Origin of the sequence: Delftia sp. 60, assembly GCF_002754395.1 — a bacterium.
GTDB classification, from domain to species: domain Bacteria; phylum Pseudomonadota; class Gammaproteobacteria; order Burkholderiales; family Burkholderiaceae_C; genus Comamonas; species Comamonas acidovorans.
In genome coordinates this window covers 1087159-1103760 of record NZ_PEFD01000001.1, presented here as the reverse complement: position 1 = coordinate 1103760, position 16602 = coordinate 1087159, and the positions used below count along the sequence as shown (strand labels likewise).

The following is a 16602-nucleotide window of genomic DNA, read 5'->3' as shown; positions in this document are numbered from 1 at the left end:
GCACAGTCAGCGGCCTGCGGCAAAGCCGCGCAGCCAGGGCAAGGCGGGGGCCAGGGTGGCGGCTTCCCCCTCGGCGGCGGGCGCGCCCGCAGGCCGAGACAGGCCCACGCGGTTGTGCCAGAAGGTGCGCAGGCCCACGGCCGAGGTGCCGAACAGGTCATAGCCTGAACCGGCCACGAAGGCGGCCTGGTCCGCAGGCAGCCCCAGCCGGTCCAGCGCCAGCTGGTAAGGCCGGGGGTCGGGCTTGTAGAAGCCCGCTGCTTCCGAGGTCACCACCACGTCCCAATCCACGCCCAGCAGCGCAGCGGCACGCTGACCCAGGCGCTCGGAGCAATTGGTCACCACGGCCAGGCGGCAGTGCGGGCGCAGGGCGGCCAGCAGCTCGCGCGCGCCATCCCAGGGCTGCAACTGGTCCCATTGCGCCTCCAGCCGGTCGGCGGCCGAGGCGGGCAGGCCCCGGTTGCGGGCCGCCTCGCGCACCAGGTCTTCATAGGGCTGGTAGGCGCCGCAGCCATAGGTCAGGCGCAGGTACTCGGCGCGCCAGTCGCGCCCGGCGGCCTCGCTGCCGGCAGCGCTGTTCCATACCGTCCAGGAGTCGAGCAAGGCGGTCAGCAGGTCGAAAAGCACGGCACGGGGCCAGGCGGCGGCGGTCGTTTCCGTCAGTGGGGCTGGGGTGTTCATGGCCTGGAACTGTACGGATGGAACCTGTGCCCGTGGTTAAATCCGCCGTCATCAATCGTTAAGGCAAATTGAATGATTGCCATCGAAGACCTGCAGCTTGCCGCCGCCCTGCTGCGCGAAAGCTCGCTGAGCGCCGCAGCCCGTGCGCTCGATGTGACGCCGCCCGCCCTGTCCATGCGGCTGCGCCGGCTGGAGGCCGAACTGGGCCTGTCCCTGGCCAACCGCAGCGCGCGGCGCCTGGCGCTGACGCCCGAGGGCGAGCGCTTCGCCCGCGAGGCCGTGCGGCTGCTGGGCCAGATCGAGGAGCTGCGCGACTCGCTGCACGGCGATGCCCGCCAGCTGGGCGGCACGCTGCGCATTGCCGCGCCCTTTGGCTACGGGCGCAGCCGGCTGGCCCCGGCCCTGGTGCCCTTCACGCGCCAGCACCCGCAACTGAAACTGCAGCTGGACCTGCGCGAAACGCCCTTCCCCGACCGCCACGATGCCGACGCCGTGGTCCACATAGGCACGGTGCGCGACTCCTCCTGGATCGCGCGCGAACTGGCCGCCAATGACCGCTGGCTGTGCGCCAGCCCCGACTACCTGCGCCGCCACGGCACGCCCGCCACGCCGCGCGAGCTGCTGCAGCACGCCTGCATCTGCATCCGCGAGAACGAGGAAGACGTGACGCTGTGGCACCTGCGCCCGGCCGCCAGCCGGCGCGCCGCGGACGGCCAGACCCTGCGCGTGACGCCGTCCTACGTCACCAACGACGGCGGCGTGGCCCGCCACTGGGCCGAGCAGGGCCTGGGCCTGGTGCTGCGTTCGCAATGGGACATGGAGCAGGCCGTTGCCGAGGGCCGGCTGGTGCGCGTGCTGCCCGACTGGCATTTCGGCAGCGCGCCCGTCACCCTGCTGGTGCCCACGCGCAAGGGACGCACGGCGCGCGCGCAGGCCCTGGTGACGTTTCTGGAGCAGTGCGCCGCAGCGGGCGCGCTGTAGTGCAGGTCAGGCCGTGCGCGCGGACCTGTCCCGGGCATCGCTGGCACCGTCGGCGCCCTGGCCGCGCTCGCGCAGCCACAGCACCAGGCCGCAGACCATGACCACCAGCTGCGTGCCCACCAGCAGGCTGAAGCCTGCGACGAACCCGCCACCGGCCGAATGCGAGGTCCAGCCGATGACGGCCCCCATGAGCGCAGGCATGAAGCCCGCCACCAGGGTCGCCGTGCCGTTGACGACGCCGTAGGCGCTGGCCACATGCTCGGGCCGCGCGCAGTACTGCACGGTGCTGGGAATGGCCGGGCTCATCAGGCCCCAGCAGAAATTGGCGGCGATCAGGCAGTAGGCCGCCGCGTAGCGGTCTTCCATGTGGATGGCCAGCCAGATGGCCAGCGCCAGGCCCAGGCTGCCGCCGACGAAGATCAGCGGCACCTGGCGGCGCGGCAGGCGGTCGATGACGATGCCGCCGACCAGCACGGCCAGCACCGTGGCGTACTGCGGCAGCGAGGCCAGCCAGCCCATCTCGCGCAGCGAAAAGCCGCGCGACTCCAGATAGGCCGGCAGCCAGTTGCTGCTGCCCCAGAGGTAGGAGAAGAAGGCCGCCGACAGCACGGCCACCAGCACCAGATAGCGCGTGTGCATGGCGCCGCGCACGATCTGGCCGACCTGGCCCACCGCCTCGCCCAGCGAGCGCGGGCGCGGCATGCCGGTGTCCACGCGGGGCATGCGGATGAAGGCCAGCACCAGCGGAATGCCGATGGCCACATTGATCAGGCCCAGCACGTGGAACGAGGTCTGCCAGTCATGGCCGGCCACCAGGTAGCCGATCAGCGGGTAGCCCACCGCCAGCCCCAGGCCCGTGCCCATGTTCACGAAGGAGTTGGGCAGGCCGTTCTCGTGGCTCTGGAAATGCGCCTTGATGTAGCTGCCCGCCAGCGAGTACAGCGGCCCTTCGGAGATGCCCAGCAGGATGCGCGAGGCCAGCAGCAGGCCATAGCTGTTCATGGCCGGGGACAGAAAGGACACGGCGCCCCACAGCAGCAGGCCGACCACCAGGCTTCGGCGCACGCCGAAGAGCGCCGCGCAAAACGGCGTCAACACGAAGGAAGAAACGCCGTAGCCCACCATGAAGGCCGTGGCCAGCAGGCCCTGGCGCGTGCGGTCGTCGTGCGTCAGCCCGATGTGGTCCAGAAATCCCTGGTCGAGGATGAGGATCGAAAGGTTGATCCGGTCCACATAGGAGATGGCGACGATGATGAAGAGGCTGATCACCCCCCACCAGCGGGCCGCACGCATATCTTTCATGGCAAGTCTCTATCGCCCGATGGGCTGTATCAGAAGAAGTGGCGCACGCCCACCTCGAAGCCGGAGGAGCGGCCGCCCAGCGTGGTGCCCGGGGCCGACAGGCCCTGCACGCCGATGGACTTGGCCGCGCCGTCCTTGTTCTTGAGGAAGGCCACCGTGCCGTAGACCTGGGTGCGCTTGGACAGGTTGTGCCCGTAGCCCACGCTGATCTTGTTCCAGTCGGCATTGCTGCCGTCGGTGTTGTAGTGGCCGTAGGAAGCCTTGAACTCGCCCATGCCCACGGGCGCGGTCACGCCCAGCTGCAGGGCGGTGACCTTGAGCGCGCCGCGCTTTTCGCTGGCCCACAGCAGCATGGGCTTGGCCACGCCGAAGTCCCAGCTCAGGCCCACGTTGCTGGCCGTGAGATTGGTCGCATCGCTGTCGCCATAGAACTTGCCCGTGGCCAGCGCGCCGTTGAAGGGGCCCTGGCGGTAGCCGAAGCGCAGGCCGCGGTAGTCGCCCTGGTTCTTGTTGGGCGCGCTGCGCGCCTGCTCGCCCATGGCCACCTGCACCTGGCCGTAGAAGCCGCCCAGGTTCTGCGGCAGGAAGTAGCTGACCGCGTTGCTGATCTGGATGGGCGCGCCGCCCGTGGCCGTGCCCGTGCCGGGAATGCCCAGCATGGTGAAGCCCATGGTGCCGCCCACGCCGTTGGTGAGGAAGGGGTCGAAGATCAGCGTGCTCAGGAAGGTGGCCGAGTCATCGCGGCCCAGGCGCACTTCGCCGAAGTCGCCCGACAGGCTCACGGTGGAGCGGCGGTTGAAGCTCAGGCCGCCACCGCTGGCCTTGCCCGAGCCGCTGTCCACATCCATGCCCGCCTCCAGCCAGAAGCCCGCACGCAGGCCGCCGCCCAGCTCTTCCGTGCCGCGAAAGCCGATGCGGCTGATGTTGGCGCCGCCCGTGGACAGGCCGGTCTTGGAGGGGCCGGAGCCGTTCAGGTGCGTGACGCCGACATCGACGACGCCGAAGATCTCGACCTTGGACTGCGCCGAAGCGGCACCGGGCAAGGACGCCAGGCAGGCTAGCGCCACGCCCAGCATGGGCGTATGGATGGTTTTCATGGGGTTGTCTCCTCTGGGGGTGGTGGCTTGGGGGGTGGCTTGGGGGTGGTGGGTTGTTGCCTTGCAGGTCTGATTGCCTGCTCAGATATCCAGGACCAGTCGCTCGCTCTTGCAGCCGGAAACGCAGACCATCATCACTTTGTTGCTGGCCTTTTCCTTGGGGCTGAGCACCGAGTCGCGGTGGTCCGGAATGCCTTCGAGCACGCGCGTCTCGCAGGAGCCGCAGACGCCTTCGCAGCAGCTGTGGTCCATCTGGATGCCGGCATCCAGCAGGGTGTCGAGCAGCGACTTCTCGGGCGTGATCTCGATGAAGCGGCCGCTGCGCTTGAGCTCCACCGTGTAGTTGCTGCGCGCGTCATCGGCGGCCTTGACCTCCACGGGCGTGAAGCGCTCGACGTGGGCGTTGGCGTGGCCCAGCTCGGCGCAGAACTTCTCGAAGGCGTCCAGCATGGGCGTGGGGCCGCAGGCGTAGTGGTGCGTGCCCGTGTCGGGCTGCCGTTGGGCCAGCAGCGCGCGCAGGTCGGGCGGGCCACCGGCCTCGCTGTCGAAGTGCAGGTGCAGCGGCATGCCCAGCGCCTGCAGCTCTTCCAGGAAGGCCGCGCCCTTGCGCTCGCGGGCGAAGTACAGCATCTCGAACGAGCGGCCCTGGCCCTTGAGCCGGCGCGCCATGCACAGCAGCGGCGTGATGCCGATGCCGCCGGCCACCAGCACGGTGTGCGCGGCGCTTTCGTCCAGCGCGAAATGGTTGCGCGGCTCGGAGATGGTGATGGGCATGCCCACACGCAGCGACTCGTGCACGCAGCGCGAGCCGCCGCGGCTGGCGCGGTCGCGCAGCACGCCGACCACGTAGCGGTGGCGCTCCTCGCTGGGGTTGCTCAGCGAGTAGCTGCGCACCAGGCCGTTGGGCAGGTGCAGATCGATGTGCGAGCCCGGCGTGAAGGCGGGAAGCTCCCCGCCTGCCACGGGCCGCAGGTCCACGCTGATGGTGTCCTGGGCCTCGAAGCGCAGCGTGTGCACGAAGGCCTGGAGGTTGGTGCTCATGATGCGGCGCCTTCGTCGATCTGCTCCTGGGCCAGGCGGCGCAGGTGGCGGCGCAGGCGCACCAGGCCGATGTCGTGCTGGTAGAGGTTCTCGCGCTCGTTGGCGTCCAGCTCCATCTGCTCCATCATGATCCGGTCCTGCTCCAGCACGGCCCAGTGGCGCGCCTCCAGGCGGTTGCGGTACAGGAAGCGCCAGGTGTCGCGCATCCAGCCCTGCACCTTGCGGCAGCGCCAGAAGAACACGGCGCACAGGTCGGCGCTGATGGGCGTGACGCAGGCCACGATGGCGAAGTTGCCGCCGGGGCCGCCGGTCTTGGGGTACGGAATCTCCAGGCGCATCCAGTGCACGCCCGTGCTGCCCCACTCGGTCCAGTCGAAGTTCACGCCGCGCTGGCCCACCTTCTCGAAGACGAAGCCGTCATCGGTCTCGCGCACCTGGAACGTGGCCTTGCTGTCGCCCTCGGCCATGGAGTGCGACTGCTTGTGCAGGAAGGTGCCGTGCATGGGGTCCATGACGTTGTCCAGCGCATAGCGGTAGTCGCTGCGCCACTCGGCATAGCACAGGAAGTTGGAGTACTCGGGCGAGGTCAGCTCCTCGGGCAGCGTGAACTCGGGCGCCTCGTCAACGGCCTTGTCGCTGTTGTAGAGAAAGATGGCGCCATGGGCCTCGCGCGCATGGAAGGCCAGCGCCGCGCGCGAGCCTTCGAGCTTGCAGCCGGGGCTGCCGGGGACCTTGGTCACCGTGCCGTCGCCGCGCACTTCCACGCCGTGGTAGGGGCAGGCCAGGCGGTCGCCCAGGATCACGCCCTGCGACAGCGGCGCGCCGCGGTGCGGGCAATGGTCTTCCAGCGCGTGGACCTGGCCGGCGGCATCGCGCCACAGCGCGATCTTGCGGCCGAAGCGGCGCACCGACACGGGCTGGGTCTTCACGAAGTCCGAGGGGCAGACCGCGTACCAGAGGTTCTTCAGGCCTTTGTTGAGCAGGCCGTCCACCGGATCGATGGTGATGGTTTGTACGTTCATGGGGCTCTCCAGTCCTGCTCGGTATCAATAGCCCAGCCGCGCCATCAGCGCCTGGAAGCTGTCTTCGGTCCAGGCCTGGCCGTTTTCGCCGGCGGGGCCGCTGCGGTTGAGATAGGCCACCAGTTCGGGCAGGGTCTGCACGCCTTCGCCGAAGGCGCGTTCGATGGAATCGCCCAGCAGGTCTTCCATCAGGGTGGGGGCACGTTCGCGCGCCTGGTGCGGCTCGAGATAGCGATCAGCGGCCATGGTTCTCTCCTTCGAAAACTGTCTTGTGTGGGGGGGTGCTCAATCAGCCCTGATATCCAGGTCTTTGATGAGCTTGCCGAAGCGGTTGAAGTCCGCTGCATTGGTCTTCTCAAGCCTCGCGGGCTCGCCGCCTGCGGGCAGCGCGCCGAAGGTGGCCATCTTGGAGACCACGTCGGGCATCTTCAGGATCTCGTTGAGGTGCGTGTTCAGCAGCTTCACGGTCTCGGGCGACATGCCCTTGGGGCCGAACAGGCCCTGCCATGCGGACACTTCCACGTCCTTGACGCCCAGCTCGGCCAGGGTGGGCACATTGGGGGCCAGCGCGCTGCGCTGGCTGTCGGCCACGGCCAGGGCGGTGACCTTGCCGCCGATGTAGGGCGCAATCGGGCCCCAGGTCATGAAGGTCGTGGGCACATGGCCACCGATCAGGTCGTTGACGGCGGGCGCCACGCCCTTGTAGGGGATGTGGGCGATGCGCGTGCCGGCGGCGCGGTTGAACATCTCGCCCAGGATGTGCATGGGCGAGCCGCTGCCGGGGCTGGCGTAGGTCAGGCCGTCGCGCTTGCCCTGGGCGATCAGGGTCTTCATGTCCTTGATGCCCGAGGCCTGGTTGGTGGCCACGAACATGGGCTGCACGCTGGTCTGCACGATGGGCGTGAAGCCGTGCAGCACGTCGTAGCTGGAGCCCGAGGCCGTCTTGAGCACGAACTGCGCGATGGCGAAGGTATTGGGCGCCAGCAGCAGGGTGTAGCCGTCCGGCGCGGCCTTGGCCACATGCACGCTGCCGATGGTGCCGCTGGCACCGGGGCGGTTGTCCACCAGCACGGGCTGGCCCAGGCGCGTGGACAGCTTCTCGGCATACAGGCGCGCCATGGCATCGGTGTCGCCACCGGCCGGATAGGCCACGATGATGGTGATGGGCTTGGCCGGATAGGCCTGGGCCATCGCGGTGCCGGACAGCGTGGCTGCAGCCAGGAATGCAGCGGCAAGAGAAACCTGGCGACGTGTCTTGTTCATGGTGGGGGCCGTGGGGTGGTTGGGTTGTGGGGGTAGGCCGTCAGGCGCGGTCTCAATGCCGCTTGTCGGTGATGAATTTCCCGTCGCTGGTACCCACGCCCTTTTGGCGCCGGGTGTTGCCGTCGATGCCGCCATCGATGGCCCATTCGGCAAACACCGTGGGGCCGGGCTCGAACTCGCGCGGCTGCCAGTCGGCGGTGAGCTGGTCCTCGTCGGCGTAGTACTCGACCAGGGCGCCGGCCGGATTGCGGAAATACCAGAAATAGGCCGAGGACACGGGATGGCGGCCCGGGCCCAGCTGGGTATCCCAGCCGCAGCGCGAGATGTGCATGCCGCCGCCGAAGACCTCGTGGATGTCGCGCACCGTGAAGGCCACGTGGTTCAGGCCCGCGTCCTTGGCCGGGCGCTGCAGCAGGAAGATGTCGTGGTGGCCGCCGTCAGGCGCGCAGCGCAGGAAGGCGCCGCGCTCGGGGTAGCGGTCCGAGGCTGCGAAGCCGAAGTTGTCCACGTAGAAGCGCTCGCAGGCCTGCACGTCCTTGACGAAGAACACCACATGGCCGACCTCGATGGGCTGGGCGCGCTCGTAGGCCGGGCTGGCCTGGTTGACGCGGTCCTTGCGGTTCCAGGTGTTGTAGGCGGCGCCTTGCACATCCACATCACGCTTTTGCGTGACCTGCAGGCGCACGGACAGGCCGTTGGGGTCGGTGCAGCCTATGCGCCCCTGGCCCTGCGAGAAGCCCGGCAGCGCGGCGATGCGACCGGCGTACAGCGCCAGATCGGCCTCGCTTTCCACACCCCAGACCACTTCGCGCAGCGTGGGGCCGGCCTCGATGGCGGGCGGCAGATCGGGATGGTCCACGGCGGCCACGATCACGCGGCAGCCGTTGAGGGTCTCGAACACCAGCCGGTCGTCCGCTTCCTGCACCAGCGCCAGGCCCCAGTCCAGGAAGAAGCGGCGGCAGGTGGCCAGGTCGTCCGCGCCGTAGGTGATTTCGTCTATGCCCAGTACGCTCATGTCGTGCTCCTTCAATTTGCCCAAGCGATGGGGCTCTCGTTCAAGCCCCAGTACATGCTCTTTTGCTCCATGTACTGCTGTATGCCCAGCCGTCCCTTCTCGCGGCCCAGGCCGCTGTCGCGCCAGCCGCCGAAGGGTGTGGAGATGGAGAACTGCTTGTAGGTGTTGATCCAGACCGTGCCGGCCTGCACGGCGCGGCCAATGCGCCAGGCGCTCTTGTAGTCGCGCGTCCAGATGCCGGCGGCCAGCGCGTAGACGCTGTCGTTGGCCTGGGCGAGCAGGTCGTCCTCGTTGTCGAAGGGCATGGCCACGAGCACGGGGCCGAAGATTTCCTGCTGGCAGATCTGCCAGTCGTTCTTCACGCCGTCGATGATGGTCGGGCGGTAGTAGTAGCCGCGCTCGAACTGCGCGCCCTCGGGCCGCTGGCCGCCCGTGAGCAGCCGGCCGCCCTCGGACAGGCCCAGGGCCACATAGCTCTCTATGGATTCGCGGTGCTTGGCGGTGATCAGCGGCCCCATCTGCGTGCGCTCGTCGGCCGGGTCGCCCACCTGCAGCGCGGCGGCCTTGGCCGTCAGGCGCTGCATGAACTCGGCGTGCAGGCTGCGCGCCACGAACAGGCGCGAGCCCGCGATGCACGACTCGCCCGAGGAGCTGAAGATGCCGTAGAGCACGCCGTTGACGGCATGGTCGATGTCGGCATCGGCCAGCACCATGGTGGCCGACTTGCCGCCCAGCTCCAGCGAGACCGGCATCATCTTGTCGGCCGCGATGTGGGCGATGTGCTTGCCCGTGGACGTGCCGCCCGTGAACGACACGCGCTTGACCAGCGGATGCTTGGTGATGGCATCGCCAATCACCGAGCCCCGGCCCGGCAGCACGCTGACCAGGCCCTTGGGCACGCCGGCCTCTTCGCAGATCCTGGCCAGCTCCAGCGCCAGCAGCGGCGTGGCCTCGGCGGGCTTGACGACCACGGCGTTGCCGGCGGCCAGCGCGGGCGCCAGCTTTTGCGCCTCGCTGGCAATCGGCGAGTTCCACGGCGTGATGGCTGCCACCACGCCCATGGGCTCGTACACGCTCATGGTCATGAAGTCGCCGCGCGAGGGCGTGATGGTTTCCTCCATGGTCTCGCAGGCGGCTGCAAAGAACTGGAAGGTGGCGGCGGCGCTGGCCACCAGCATGCGTGTTTCCTTGATGGGCTTGCCGTTGTCCAGGCGCTGCAGCTGGGCCAGGGGCTCGGCGCGCTCGCGGATCAGCTGGGCCACGCGGTGCAGCACGGCCGCGCGCTCATGGGGCTTTTTCTGGGCCCAGCCGCTGGTGCGGAAGGCGTGGTCGGCCTTCTGGATGGCCTCCTCCACATCCTCCAGGCTGGGCGCGCGCAGGCGGCCCACCACTTCGCCGGTGGCGGGATAGAGCGTGGTGGATTCGCCACCGCCGCCCAGGCGCCATTCGCCGGCGATATTGATGGGGAGCAGTTCCAGGTTCGACATGGTGAGCCTCTCTCGTTCGTTCGAATCCAGCCGCCTCAGGCGGCCTTGGACGCCGTGGTGGTGGCCGGGATCTGGTCCAGCTTGTTCACGGGCGGGCCCGAGAACGTGGCCTTGAAGCTGCCGATGGCGCGCATGTCGATCTCCAGCAGGAAGGGGCCCTTCTTCGGCCAGGCCGAGGCCAGCACGGCCGGCAGCTCGTCAAGGTTCTGCACGCGGGCATGGGGCAGCTGGATGGAGGCGCACAGCTGCGCGTAGTCGGGCGTGTGCAGTTCCACATAGCAGCGGCGGCCGCCGTAGGAGGCGTCCTGGATGTTCTGGATCACGCCGTAGCGCTGGTCGTTCATCAGCACGATCAGCGTGTCGCACTCTTCCTGCACCAGCGTGGCCAGCTCGCCCAGGTTCAGGATGAAGCCGCCATCGCCCGCCAGGCCCAGCGTCTTGCGGCCCGAGCCGCTGACCGCCGCGCCCACGGCCGCGCCGATGGCCATGGGCATGCCCATGCCGATGCCGCCGCCCGTGGCGTGCACGCCCGCGTTGGGCTCGAAAAAGCGCAGCTCGCGGTTGCCCCAGGTGCTGTTGGAGACGGTCACGTCGCGCACCCAGTTGAAGTTGCGGCCCACGGCCTTTTGCAGCTCCTGCACCAGCACGCTGTATGGGCCCAGGCCGTCGCGCATGGTGGCCACGGCCTCGTCGTGCACCTGGCGCAGGTCGGCCAGCAGCTCGGGGTCGGCCCGGTAGCCGCGCGCCTCCAGCCGGTCGGCCAGGCCCGTCAGCGCCAGGGCCGAGTCGCCGCAGACAAAGCCGTCGTCGGCGTAGCAGCGGCCCTGCTGGGCGGCGTCCACATCGATGCGCAGCAGCGGGCGCGGCAGCTTCAGTTCGTACTTCAGCGTCTCGTTGCTGCGCAGGCGCGTGCCCACGGCCAGCATGGCGTCGCAGCGCTGGTAGAAGGCCTCCACGGGCTTTTGGATGTTGTAGGCGCCCAGCGAGGCCGGATCGTCCTCGGCCACGATGCCGCGGCCCTGGCCCGTGCTGACGATGCCGAAGCCCAGCGCCTTCAGGCGCTGCACGCCAGCGACTGCGTGGCGTGCGCCGCCACCCAGCCACAGCAGCGGGCGGCGTGCCTTGGCCAGCGTGTCGGCCAGCGCATCCAGCGATGCCTCGCTGGGGGCCAGCACGGCCACCGGCAGCGGCGACAGGTCGGCCGGCATGTCGATCACGGTCTGCTGGATGTCGATGGGAATCTCCACGCTCACCGGGCCGGTCGGCGCGGTCATGGCGGCCTGCACGGCGGCCTTCAGGGTGGACAGGCAGGTCTCGGCGCTGCGCACGCGGAACGCCGCCTTGGACACGGCGCCCAGCATGGTCAGCTGGTCGGGCGCCTCGTGGATGTACGACAGCTTCTGGTCCAGGTACTGCGTCTCGATCTGGCCCGTGATGTGCAGCAGCGGCGTGCCGGCCGTATAGGCCTCCACCAGGCTGCCGGCGATGTTGCCCGCGGCCGGGCCGGTGCTGGTGATGCACACGCCCAGGCTGGAGGTGGAACGCGCGCAGGCATCGGCCATGTTGCCGGCGCCGGCCTCGCCGCGCGCCATCACGAAGCGGACATGGCCGCGCGCATTCATCGCGTCCAGGATGGGCATGTTGTGGATGGAGATCACCCCGAACGCGGCCTGCACGCCGCAGTGTTCGAGGAACTGGGCCACAACGGCGCCGACGGTGATTTTGGATGCGGAAGAAGTCATGTTCTGCTTTGAATCGGGTGAAGGGGCTGAAGCACTACGCTTGCCGTGCAAGACCACCGGAGACGTCGATGTGGCTGCCGGTCGTGTAGGAGGACAGGGGCGTGGCGAGATAGAAGATGGCGCGCGCGGCCTCGTCGGGCGAGCCCAGGCGGCCCAGCGGAATGGACTTCTTGCGGGCGAGGTCGGCGCTCCAGGCGTTCCAGTCCTGGCTGCGGTCCTCGCGCGCCTCGAAGCGGCGGCGCCACTGGCCGGACTCGATCAGGCCGACCAGGATGCCGTTGACGCGCACGCCCTTGGGCGCGAACTCGGTGGCCATGGAGCGCACCAGGTTCTTGAGGCCGGCGCGCGCGGCCGAGGTGGCCACCATGTGCGGCTCGGGCTGCGAGGCCAGCAGCGAATTGACGCAGACGATGGCCGGCTGCGCCGTGCGCTCGAGCTGCGGCAAAAAGGCGCGCGTGGGATGCAATACCGAGAAGAACTTCAGGTGCAGCTCCTCGGTCCAGGCCGCATCGTCGGTGCTGGCAAACGTCGAGACCCGGCCCTGGCCCGCGTTGTTCACGAGGATGGAGGCCGGACCCAGCGCAGCCTCGCTGTCGCGCGCAAATTGCTGCACCTGGGCGGCGTCGAGCACGTCGCAGGCCTGGGCGAACAGGCGGGCCTCGGGATGGCGCCCGCGCAGTTGCTGCACGGCCTGCTCCAGGCGTTCGGCGCTGCGCCCGCACAGGGCGACACGCGCGCCCTGCGACAGCAGCAGATCGACCGTGGCCAGGCCAATGCCCGAAGAGCCGCCGGTGACGACGGCCGTGGTGTCCTTGAGTTGGGAATCAAACATGGCCGCCTCCTGCGCGCCGGGAATTGAGGGAAAGCAGCTGTGCCGTCTGCGTTTGCGTTTGCGTTTGCGTTTGCGGGCGGTAGTTCAGCAGCTCGGACAGCTCGGCCGCCGCGTCGCAGACGCCGGCGATAAGGGTCTCGGCACGGCCCTCCTCCACATGGGGCGCGGGGACCGTCGTGCCCAGCGCCGCCACCACGCGGCCGCTGTGGTCGCGCACGGGGGCGGCGATGGTGCAGATGGAGCTTTCGTAGAAGCCTTCGCTGAACACATGGCCGCGCTCGCGGTCGGCCTCGACCAGGTTGAACAGGTCCAGCACCGTGCGCGGCGTCTTGGGCGTGTGCGCTTCCAGGTGCTCCTCGGGGTAGAGCGTGCGCAGCTCGGGCAGGGACAGGTCGGCCAGCAGCACGCGGCCCAGGGCCGTGGCATGGGCGGGCAGGCGCGTGCCCACACGCACCGAACTGGTCAGCGGCGTGGGCGGCGTGACCTTGGCCACGTAGACGATGGAGCGGCCATCGCGCACCACGATGTTGCAGGGATAGCGGATCTCGCCGCACAGCCGCGCGATCACGGGCTGGCCCAGCTCGGTCAGGTCCATGGACGACAGGAACTCGAAGCCCAGGCGCAGCACGGACAGGCCCAGCCGGTAGTCATTGCTGCCATCGGCACGCTGCAGAAAGCCCATGGCCTCCAGCGTGTTGAGCATGCGGAAAATCGTGGCGCGCGGCAGTTGCAGGCGGCGGGCCAGCTCGGGCGCGCCCAGCGTGGCATTGCCGCGCCCGAACTCCTGCAGCAGGCGCAGGCCGCGCTCCAGCGCGGGCACCATGTACTTGTCGGCGCCGTTGTCCGCGCTCTCGGCGCTCTCGGCATTCCCGGAAGAGGGGGTGTCGGTCATGGCGAACCCCTTCAATTCATGACGAAGCCGCCGTTGACGGGCAGCACCTGCCCCGTCACGAAGCGCGCGCCATCGGACAGCGCATAGGCCACGGCGCCCGACACATCCTCGGGCCGCTGCTCGCGCTGCAGCGCGCGCTGGTCGATGTACAGGCGGTGGCGGTGCTCGGGCACGTACTCCGTGGCCTCCACCAGCACCAGGCCCGGCGCCACGGCGTTGATGGTGATGCCGTCGGCGCCCAGCTCGCGCGCCATGGAACGCGTCATGGCCATCACCGCGCCCTTGCTGGCCACATAGGCCATCAGGTTGGGGGCGCCCCACATCGCGGTGTCGGACGCCAGGTTGACGATGGCGCCCCGGCCGCTGTCGCGCAGCGCGGCGCGGCAGGCGCGCGTCATCAGCCACACGCCGCGCACGTTCACGTTCATCACCTGGTCCCACTTGTCCAGATCGATGTCGTCCATGCCCTTGCCGCCCGAATCGGTCACGGCCGCGTTGTTCACCAGGCCGTCCAGCCCGCCCAGCGCCTGCACGGCCTGCTGCGCGCAGCGCTCTATCGACTCCGGATTGCCGGCATCCAGCCCGAAGCCATGGGCCTCGAAGCCCTGCGCACGCAGCCGGGCCACGGACTCGGCCAGCAGCTCCTCGCGCAGATCGGCCATGGCGACACGCGCGCCCTGCTCGCAAAAGGCCTTGGCGAACGCAAAGCCCAGGCCGCGCGCCGAGCCTGTGACGAGGATGCGGCGGCCGGCAAGCTGGCCTGTGGAGGGCGTGGTGTTCATGGCATACCTCAATCGAAGGGGGTTTGTGTCTGTTTCAAATTTGAAATGACACTTTTTTCTTGAAACAAGCGTGAGTTTAGGACTGATGGTTCGGGGTGGGATTGGGGAAAACACGGAGGCGTGTGGGAAATGGATGACAGAGGTGTGTCTGGGTGTGTGTTTTTTCGGGGGCTTTTTTGATGCGTCCTTGATGCTTCCTTGGTCTGCTTTGGACGCATGCCCGGCCGGCGGGCAGAGGCCGGGTTTCGGCCCGGCGGCCGACCGACTTTCTTGCCGCGCGGCAAGAAAGTCGGCAAAGAAACGCGCCCAAATGCCCGCGACCCCTGCGCTTCGCTCCGGGGCGACCTGCGTCGTGGCGGTTGCGGGGAGTGGATGCGGGCCGTCGCTTCGCTCGGCCTGGGGTTTGAGGCGGGGTTGTGGAATGCCTCTATGATTTCGGTGGCCCCCTGTTCCGGGGCTGGTGCTTGAAAACACCATCAACACACAGCGGCAGAGCCTCCCCGAAAGTGAGGCCTCGTCACGTCTGAACACTTGGACAGTGGGCATCGCACCCGCACGTCCACACGGTTTTGGATGGGATGGGGCTATCCGCAAGGCTGCCCGCACGTCTGTGTGCGTGTTTTCAACATCCCATCCACCCTTTCTGCGCTTGAAAACGCAGGTCGGGTGTTTCCGTCTCGCACAGGAGTACGAAAACATGAACGATCAGCGCACCGCTCTTCCCACACGCGCCAGCTTCGAGCAACTGGCTCGCACCATCACCGACACCAATGGATGGGTACAGGAAGGCTGCAACGAAATATGGGCCCTGGCCCAACTTGCATTGGCCAGCCTCAATGCCCCAGAAGACTTGCGACGTCCGCAAGCCATGGCTCACGCACTGCGCGCCATCCGCGACGGCGCTGAGTCACTGGCCGACTATGTGCAAGGCGAAGCCAGAAGCGTAGGTTGCGACCCCACTCAAAGCCCATAGCCACGAGTGCGGCCACATCCGGCCGAGCGCAGCGAAGGCCCGAGCAAACTCCCCGTATGTCAGCGCCTGCGTCGGGCCGCCTGCGGGGTTGCAAGCCTGCCGAAGGACAGGCTTGCTTCGTCATCTGACTCGCCGTGATTGTCTGAACGTAGCGCGCAGCGCGAAGGGAGTTTCACGGCGAACCCCGCAGGCGGCCCGACGCAGGTTGCCCCGCAGCGCAGCGAAGGGGTCGCGGACATTCGGGGTGTACGTGTCAAGGACATGGGTAACAACTCAGCTCACAGACATGGGTAACACTTCAAGCTCACATAGTCCTTCTGGGGTCCTCGCACATCCTCTTCGTTGAAGCAGCCCAGTCGCACCGGCCCCAGATACACATCCCACTGGCCAGCGGCCACCTCCTGCATCCCGATCCACTGCCCCGCCAGCAGGTAGCCGATGTAGACCCGCAGCGCTCGCCAGTAAATCAGGCCGTTGTGGCTGACTCGAACTCGTTCCCAATGCTTCGGGTACTGCAGCTCCGGTAGCTTTGAGGGGTATGGCCTGGCCGAGTCGCTGTAATGCTGGGCCGGCATGCTTTGCTGCAAGGCCTCATGCGGGCGCTGCTGGTTGTAGTGCTCCACAAAGGCATCGAGCTGCATCTGCAATGCCGCTTTGTCCGCCGCAGGCTCTTTGCCCAGGGCATGCTTGAGCGTGCGGTGCATCCGCTCGTGGCGACCGTTTTGCTGTGGCTTGCCCCTCTCGATGCGCTCCGGCCTGATGCCCAGCCTTATCCACCATATCGCCAGGCGTGACAGGCCCGCCACGCCAGTAGTCGCGAACGGCGGACCGTTGTCACTGCGTATGCGCTCGGGCAGTCCGTATTGCCGAAACACCTGTTCGAAGCTGCGTTTGGCATCCTCGTAGTTGGGGCTGTCGTAGACATGCACGGCCAGCAAATAGCGGCTGGCGTGGTCCATGATGGTCAATGGATAGCACCAGTGACCATCGGCTGTCTTGAACTGGCCTTTGTAGTCTGCACTCCACACCCCATTGGGCTGCTTGCTCGTTCGCAAGGGCTGGGCCGTCGGCACCGAGCGTCTGCGTACACGCCTGCTGCAAACAAGCCCCTCAGCCTTCAGCACGTTGTAGATGGTGGTTTTGCTGGGTGTCTCCTGTGGGCCCCAGCGCTGCAGGAGCAAAGCGTGCAGCTTCTTGGGCCCCATCTGTGACCTTTGCTGCGTGCGCAGCTCAATGATGGCCCGGCGCTGTGCATAGCTGATCGCCTGATTGTTCCCGTGGGGCCTGCGACTGCGTTCTTGCAATCCATCCATGCCCAGTTGGCGGTAACGCTCAACCCACTTGTAGGCCGTCTTGCGGCTGATGCCGTAGCGCCTGCACAGCTCGCTCAGCGGCGCACCACCGCGCAGGTGGTCGGCTATGAAGAGCAGTTTCTCGTCCATGGGTGCGCACTCCTTCCAGGGCATGGTGACCGCTCCTTGGCTGCTGTTGG

Annotated in this window: 16 protein-coding genes; 2 read left to right on the top strand and 14 right to left on the bottom strand. The window is 68.1% G+C overall.

Going from position 1 to position 16602, the window contains the following annotated elements; genetic code table 11:
* Positions 1 to 6: 6 nt before the first annotated feature.
* Positions 7 to 681, bottom strand: coding sequence for an HAD family hydrolase (locus CLV01_RS05015; protein ID WP_099734849.1), 675 nt, complete (start codon positions 679 to 681; stop codon positions 7 to 9).
* A gap of 72 nt (positions 682 to 753) precedes the next feature.
* Here CLV01_RS05015 and CLV01_RS05010 point away from each other — a divergent pair, with 72 nt between their 5' ends.
* A complete protein-coding gene (locus tag CLV01_RS05010) occupies positions 754 to 1662 on the top strand; it encodes a LysR family transcriptional regulator (RefSeq protein WP_099734850.1) in 909 nt (302 codons plus the stop codon).
* Positions 1663 to 1668: 6 nt separating this feature from the next.
* Here CLV01_RS05010 and CLV01_RS05005 read toward each other — a convergent pair whose 3' ends face one another.
* The 12 genes from CLV01_RS05005 to CLV01_RS04950 all read right to left on the bottom strand — a co-directional run bounded on the left by CLV01_RS05005 (position 1669) and on the right by CLV01_RS04950 (position 14137).
* Positions 1669 to 2964, bottom strand: a complete 1296-nt coding sequence (locus tag CLV01_RS05005; protein WP_071954170.1) for an MFS transporter — start codon at positions 2962 to 2964, stop codon at positions 1669 to 1671.
* 29 nt (positions 2965 to 2993) lie between these two features.
* Positions 2994 to 4061 carry a porin gene (locus CLV01_RS05000; protein ID WP_012202898.1) on the bottom strand — a complete coding sequence of 356 codons (1068 nt, stop codon included), beginning with the start codon at positions 4059 to 4061 and terminating at the stop codon, positions 2994 to 2996.
* 81 nt (positions 4062 to 4142) lie between these two features.
* On the bottom strand, positions 4143 to 5102 hold the full coding sequence (locus CLV01_RS04995) for a PDR/VanB family oxidoreductase (RefSeq protein ID WP_099734851.1): 960 nt from the start codon (positions 5100 to 5102) through the stop codon (positions 4143 to 4145).
* Positions 5099 to 6124: an aromatic ring-hydroxylating oxygenase subunit alpha gene (locus tag CLV01_RS04990; RefSeq protein WP_012202896.1), complete on the bottom strand. Its 1026-nt coding sequence runs from the start codon at positions 6122 to 6124 to the stop codon at positions 5099 to 5101. Before CLV01_RS04990 ends, CLV01_RS04995 begins: the two co-directional genes overlap by 4 nt.
* A 24-nt stretch (positions 6125 to 6148) precedes the next feature.
* Entirely contained in the window at positions 6149 to 6370 is a 222-nt protein-coding gene (locus tag CLV01_RS04985; RefSeq protein WP_012202895.1) for a recombinase-like helix-turn-helix domain-containing protein, read from the bottom strand.
* Between the two features lie 39 nt (positions 6371 to 6409).
* On the bottom strand, positions 6410 to 7387 hold the full coding sequence (locus CLV01_RS04980) for a Bug family tripartite tricarboxylate transporter substrate binding protein (RefSeq protein WP_013804505.1): 978 nt from the start codon (positions 7385 to 7387) through the stop codon (positions 6410 to 6412).
* A 52-nt stretch (positions 7388 to 7439) separates the two neighbouring features.
* Positions 7440 to 8402, bottom strand: coding sequence for a VOC family protein (locus CLV01_RS04975; RefSeq protein ID WP_099735220.1), 963 nt, complete (start codon positions 8400 to 8402; stop codon positions 7440 to 7442).
* Between the two features lie 11 nt (positions 8403 to 8413).
* On the bottom strand, positions 8414 to 9889 hold the full coding sequence (locus tag CLV01_RS04970; protein ID WP_034389880.1) for an aldehyde dehydrogenase: 1476 nt from the start codon (positions 9887 to 9889) through the stop codon (positions 8414 to 8416).
* A 35-nt stretch (positions 9890 to 9924) separates the two neighbouring features.
* Positions 9925 to 11631 carry a thiamine pyrophosphate-binding protein gene (locus tag CLV01_RS04965; protein ID WP_099734852.1) on the bottom strand — a complete coding sequence of 569 codons (1707 nt, stop codon included), beginning with the start codon at positions 11629 to 11631 and terminating at the stop codon, positions 9925 to 9927.
* Positions 11632 to 11665: 34 nt separating this feature from the next.
* The gene (locus CLV01_RS04960) at positions 11666 to 12463 is read right to left on the bottom strand and encodes an SDR family oxidoreductase (protein WP_016452046.1); all 798 of its coding nucleotides are present in this window, start codon (positions 12461 to 12463) and stop codon (positions 11666 to 11668) included.
* Entirely contained in the window at positions 12456 to 13355 is a 900-nt protein-coding gene (locus CLV01_RS04955) for an IclR family transcriptional regulator (protein WP_099734853.1), read from the bottom strand. The genes CLV01_RS04960 and CLV01_RS04955 overlap by 8 nt, the downstream gene beginning before the upstream one ends.
* 11 nt (positions 13356 to 13366) lie before the next feature.
* A complete protein-coding gene (locus CLV01_RS04950) occupies positions 13367 to 14137 on the bottom strand; it encodes an SDR family oxidoreductase (protein WP_012202888.1) in 771 nt (256 codons plus the stop codon).
* Positions 14138 to 14834: 697 nt separating this feature from the next.
* Here CLV01_RS04950 and CLV01_RS04945 point away from each other — a divergent pair.
* Positions 14835 to 15110, top strand: a complete 276-nt coding sequence (locus CLV01_RS04945) for a hypothetical protein (RefSeq protein ID WP_099735221.1) — start codon at positions 14835 to 14837, stop codon at positions 15108 to 15110.
* Between the two features lie 278 nt (positions 15111 to 15388).
* Here the strand turns inward: CLV01_RS04945 and CLV01_RS04940 are convergent, their stop codons facing one another.
* On the bottom strand, positions 15389 to 16576 hold the full coding sequence (locus CLV01_RS04940; protein ID WP_012202886.1) for an IS481 family transposase: 1188 nt from the start codon (positions 16574 to 16576) through the stop codon (positions 15389 to 15391).
* Between the last annotated feature and the right edge of the window lie 26 nt (positions 16577 to 16602).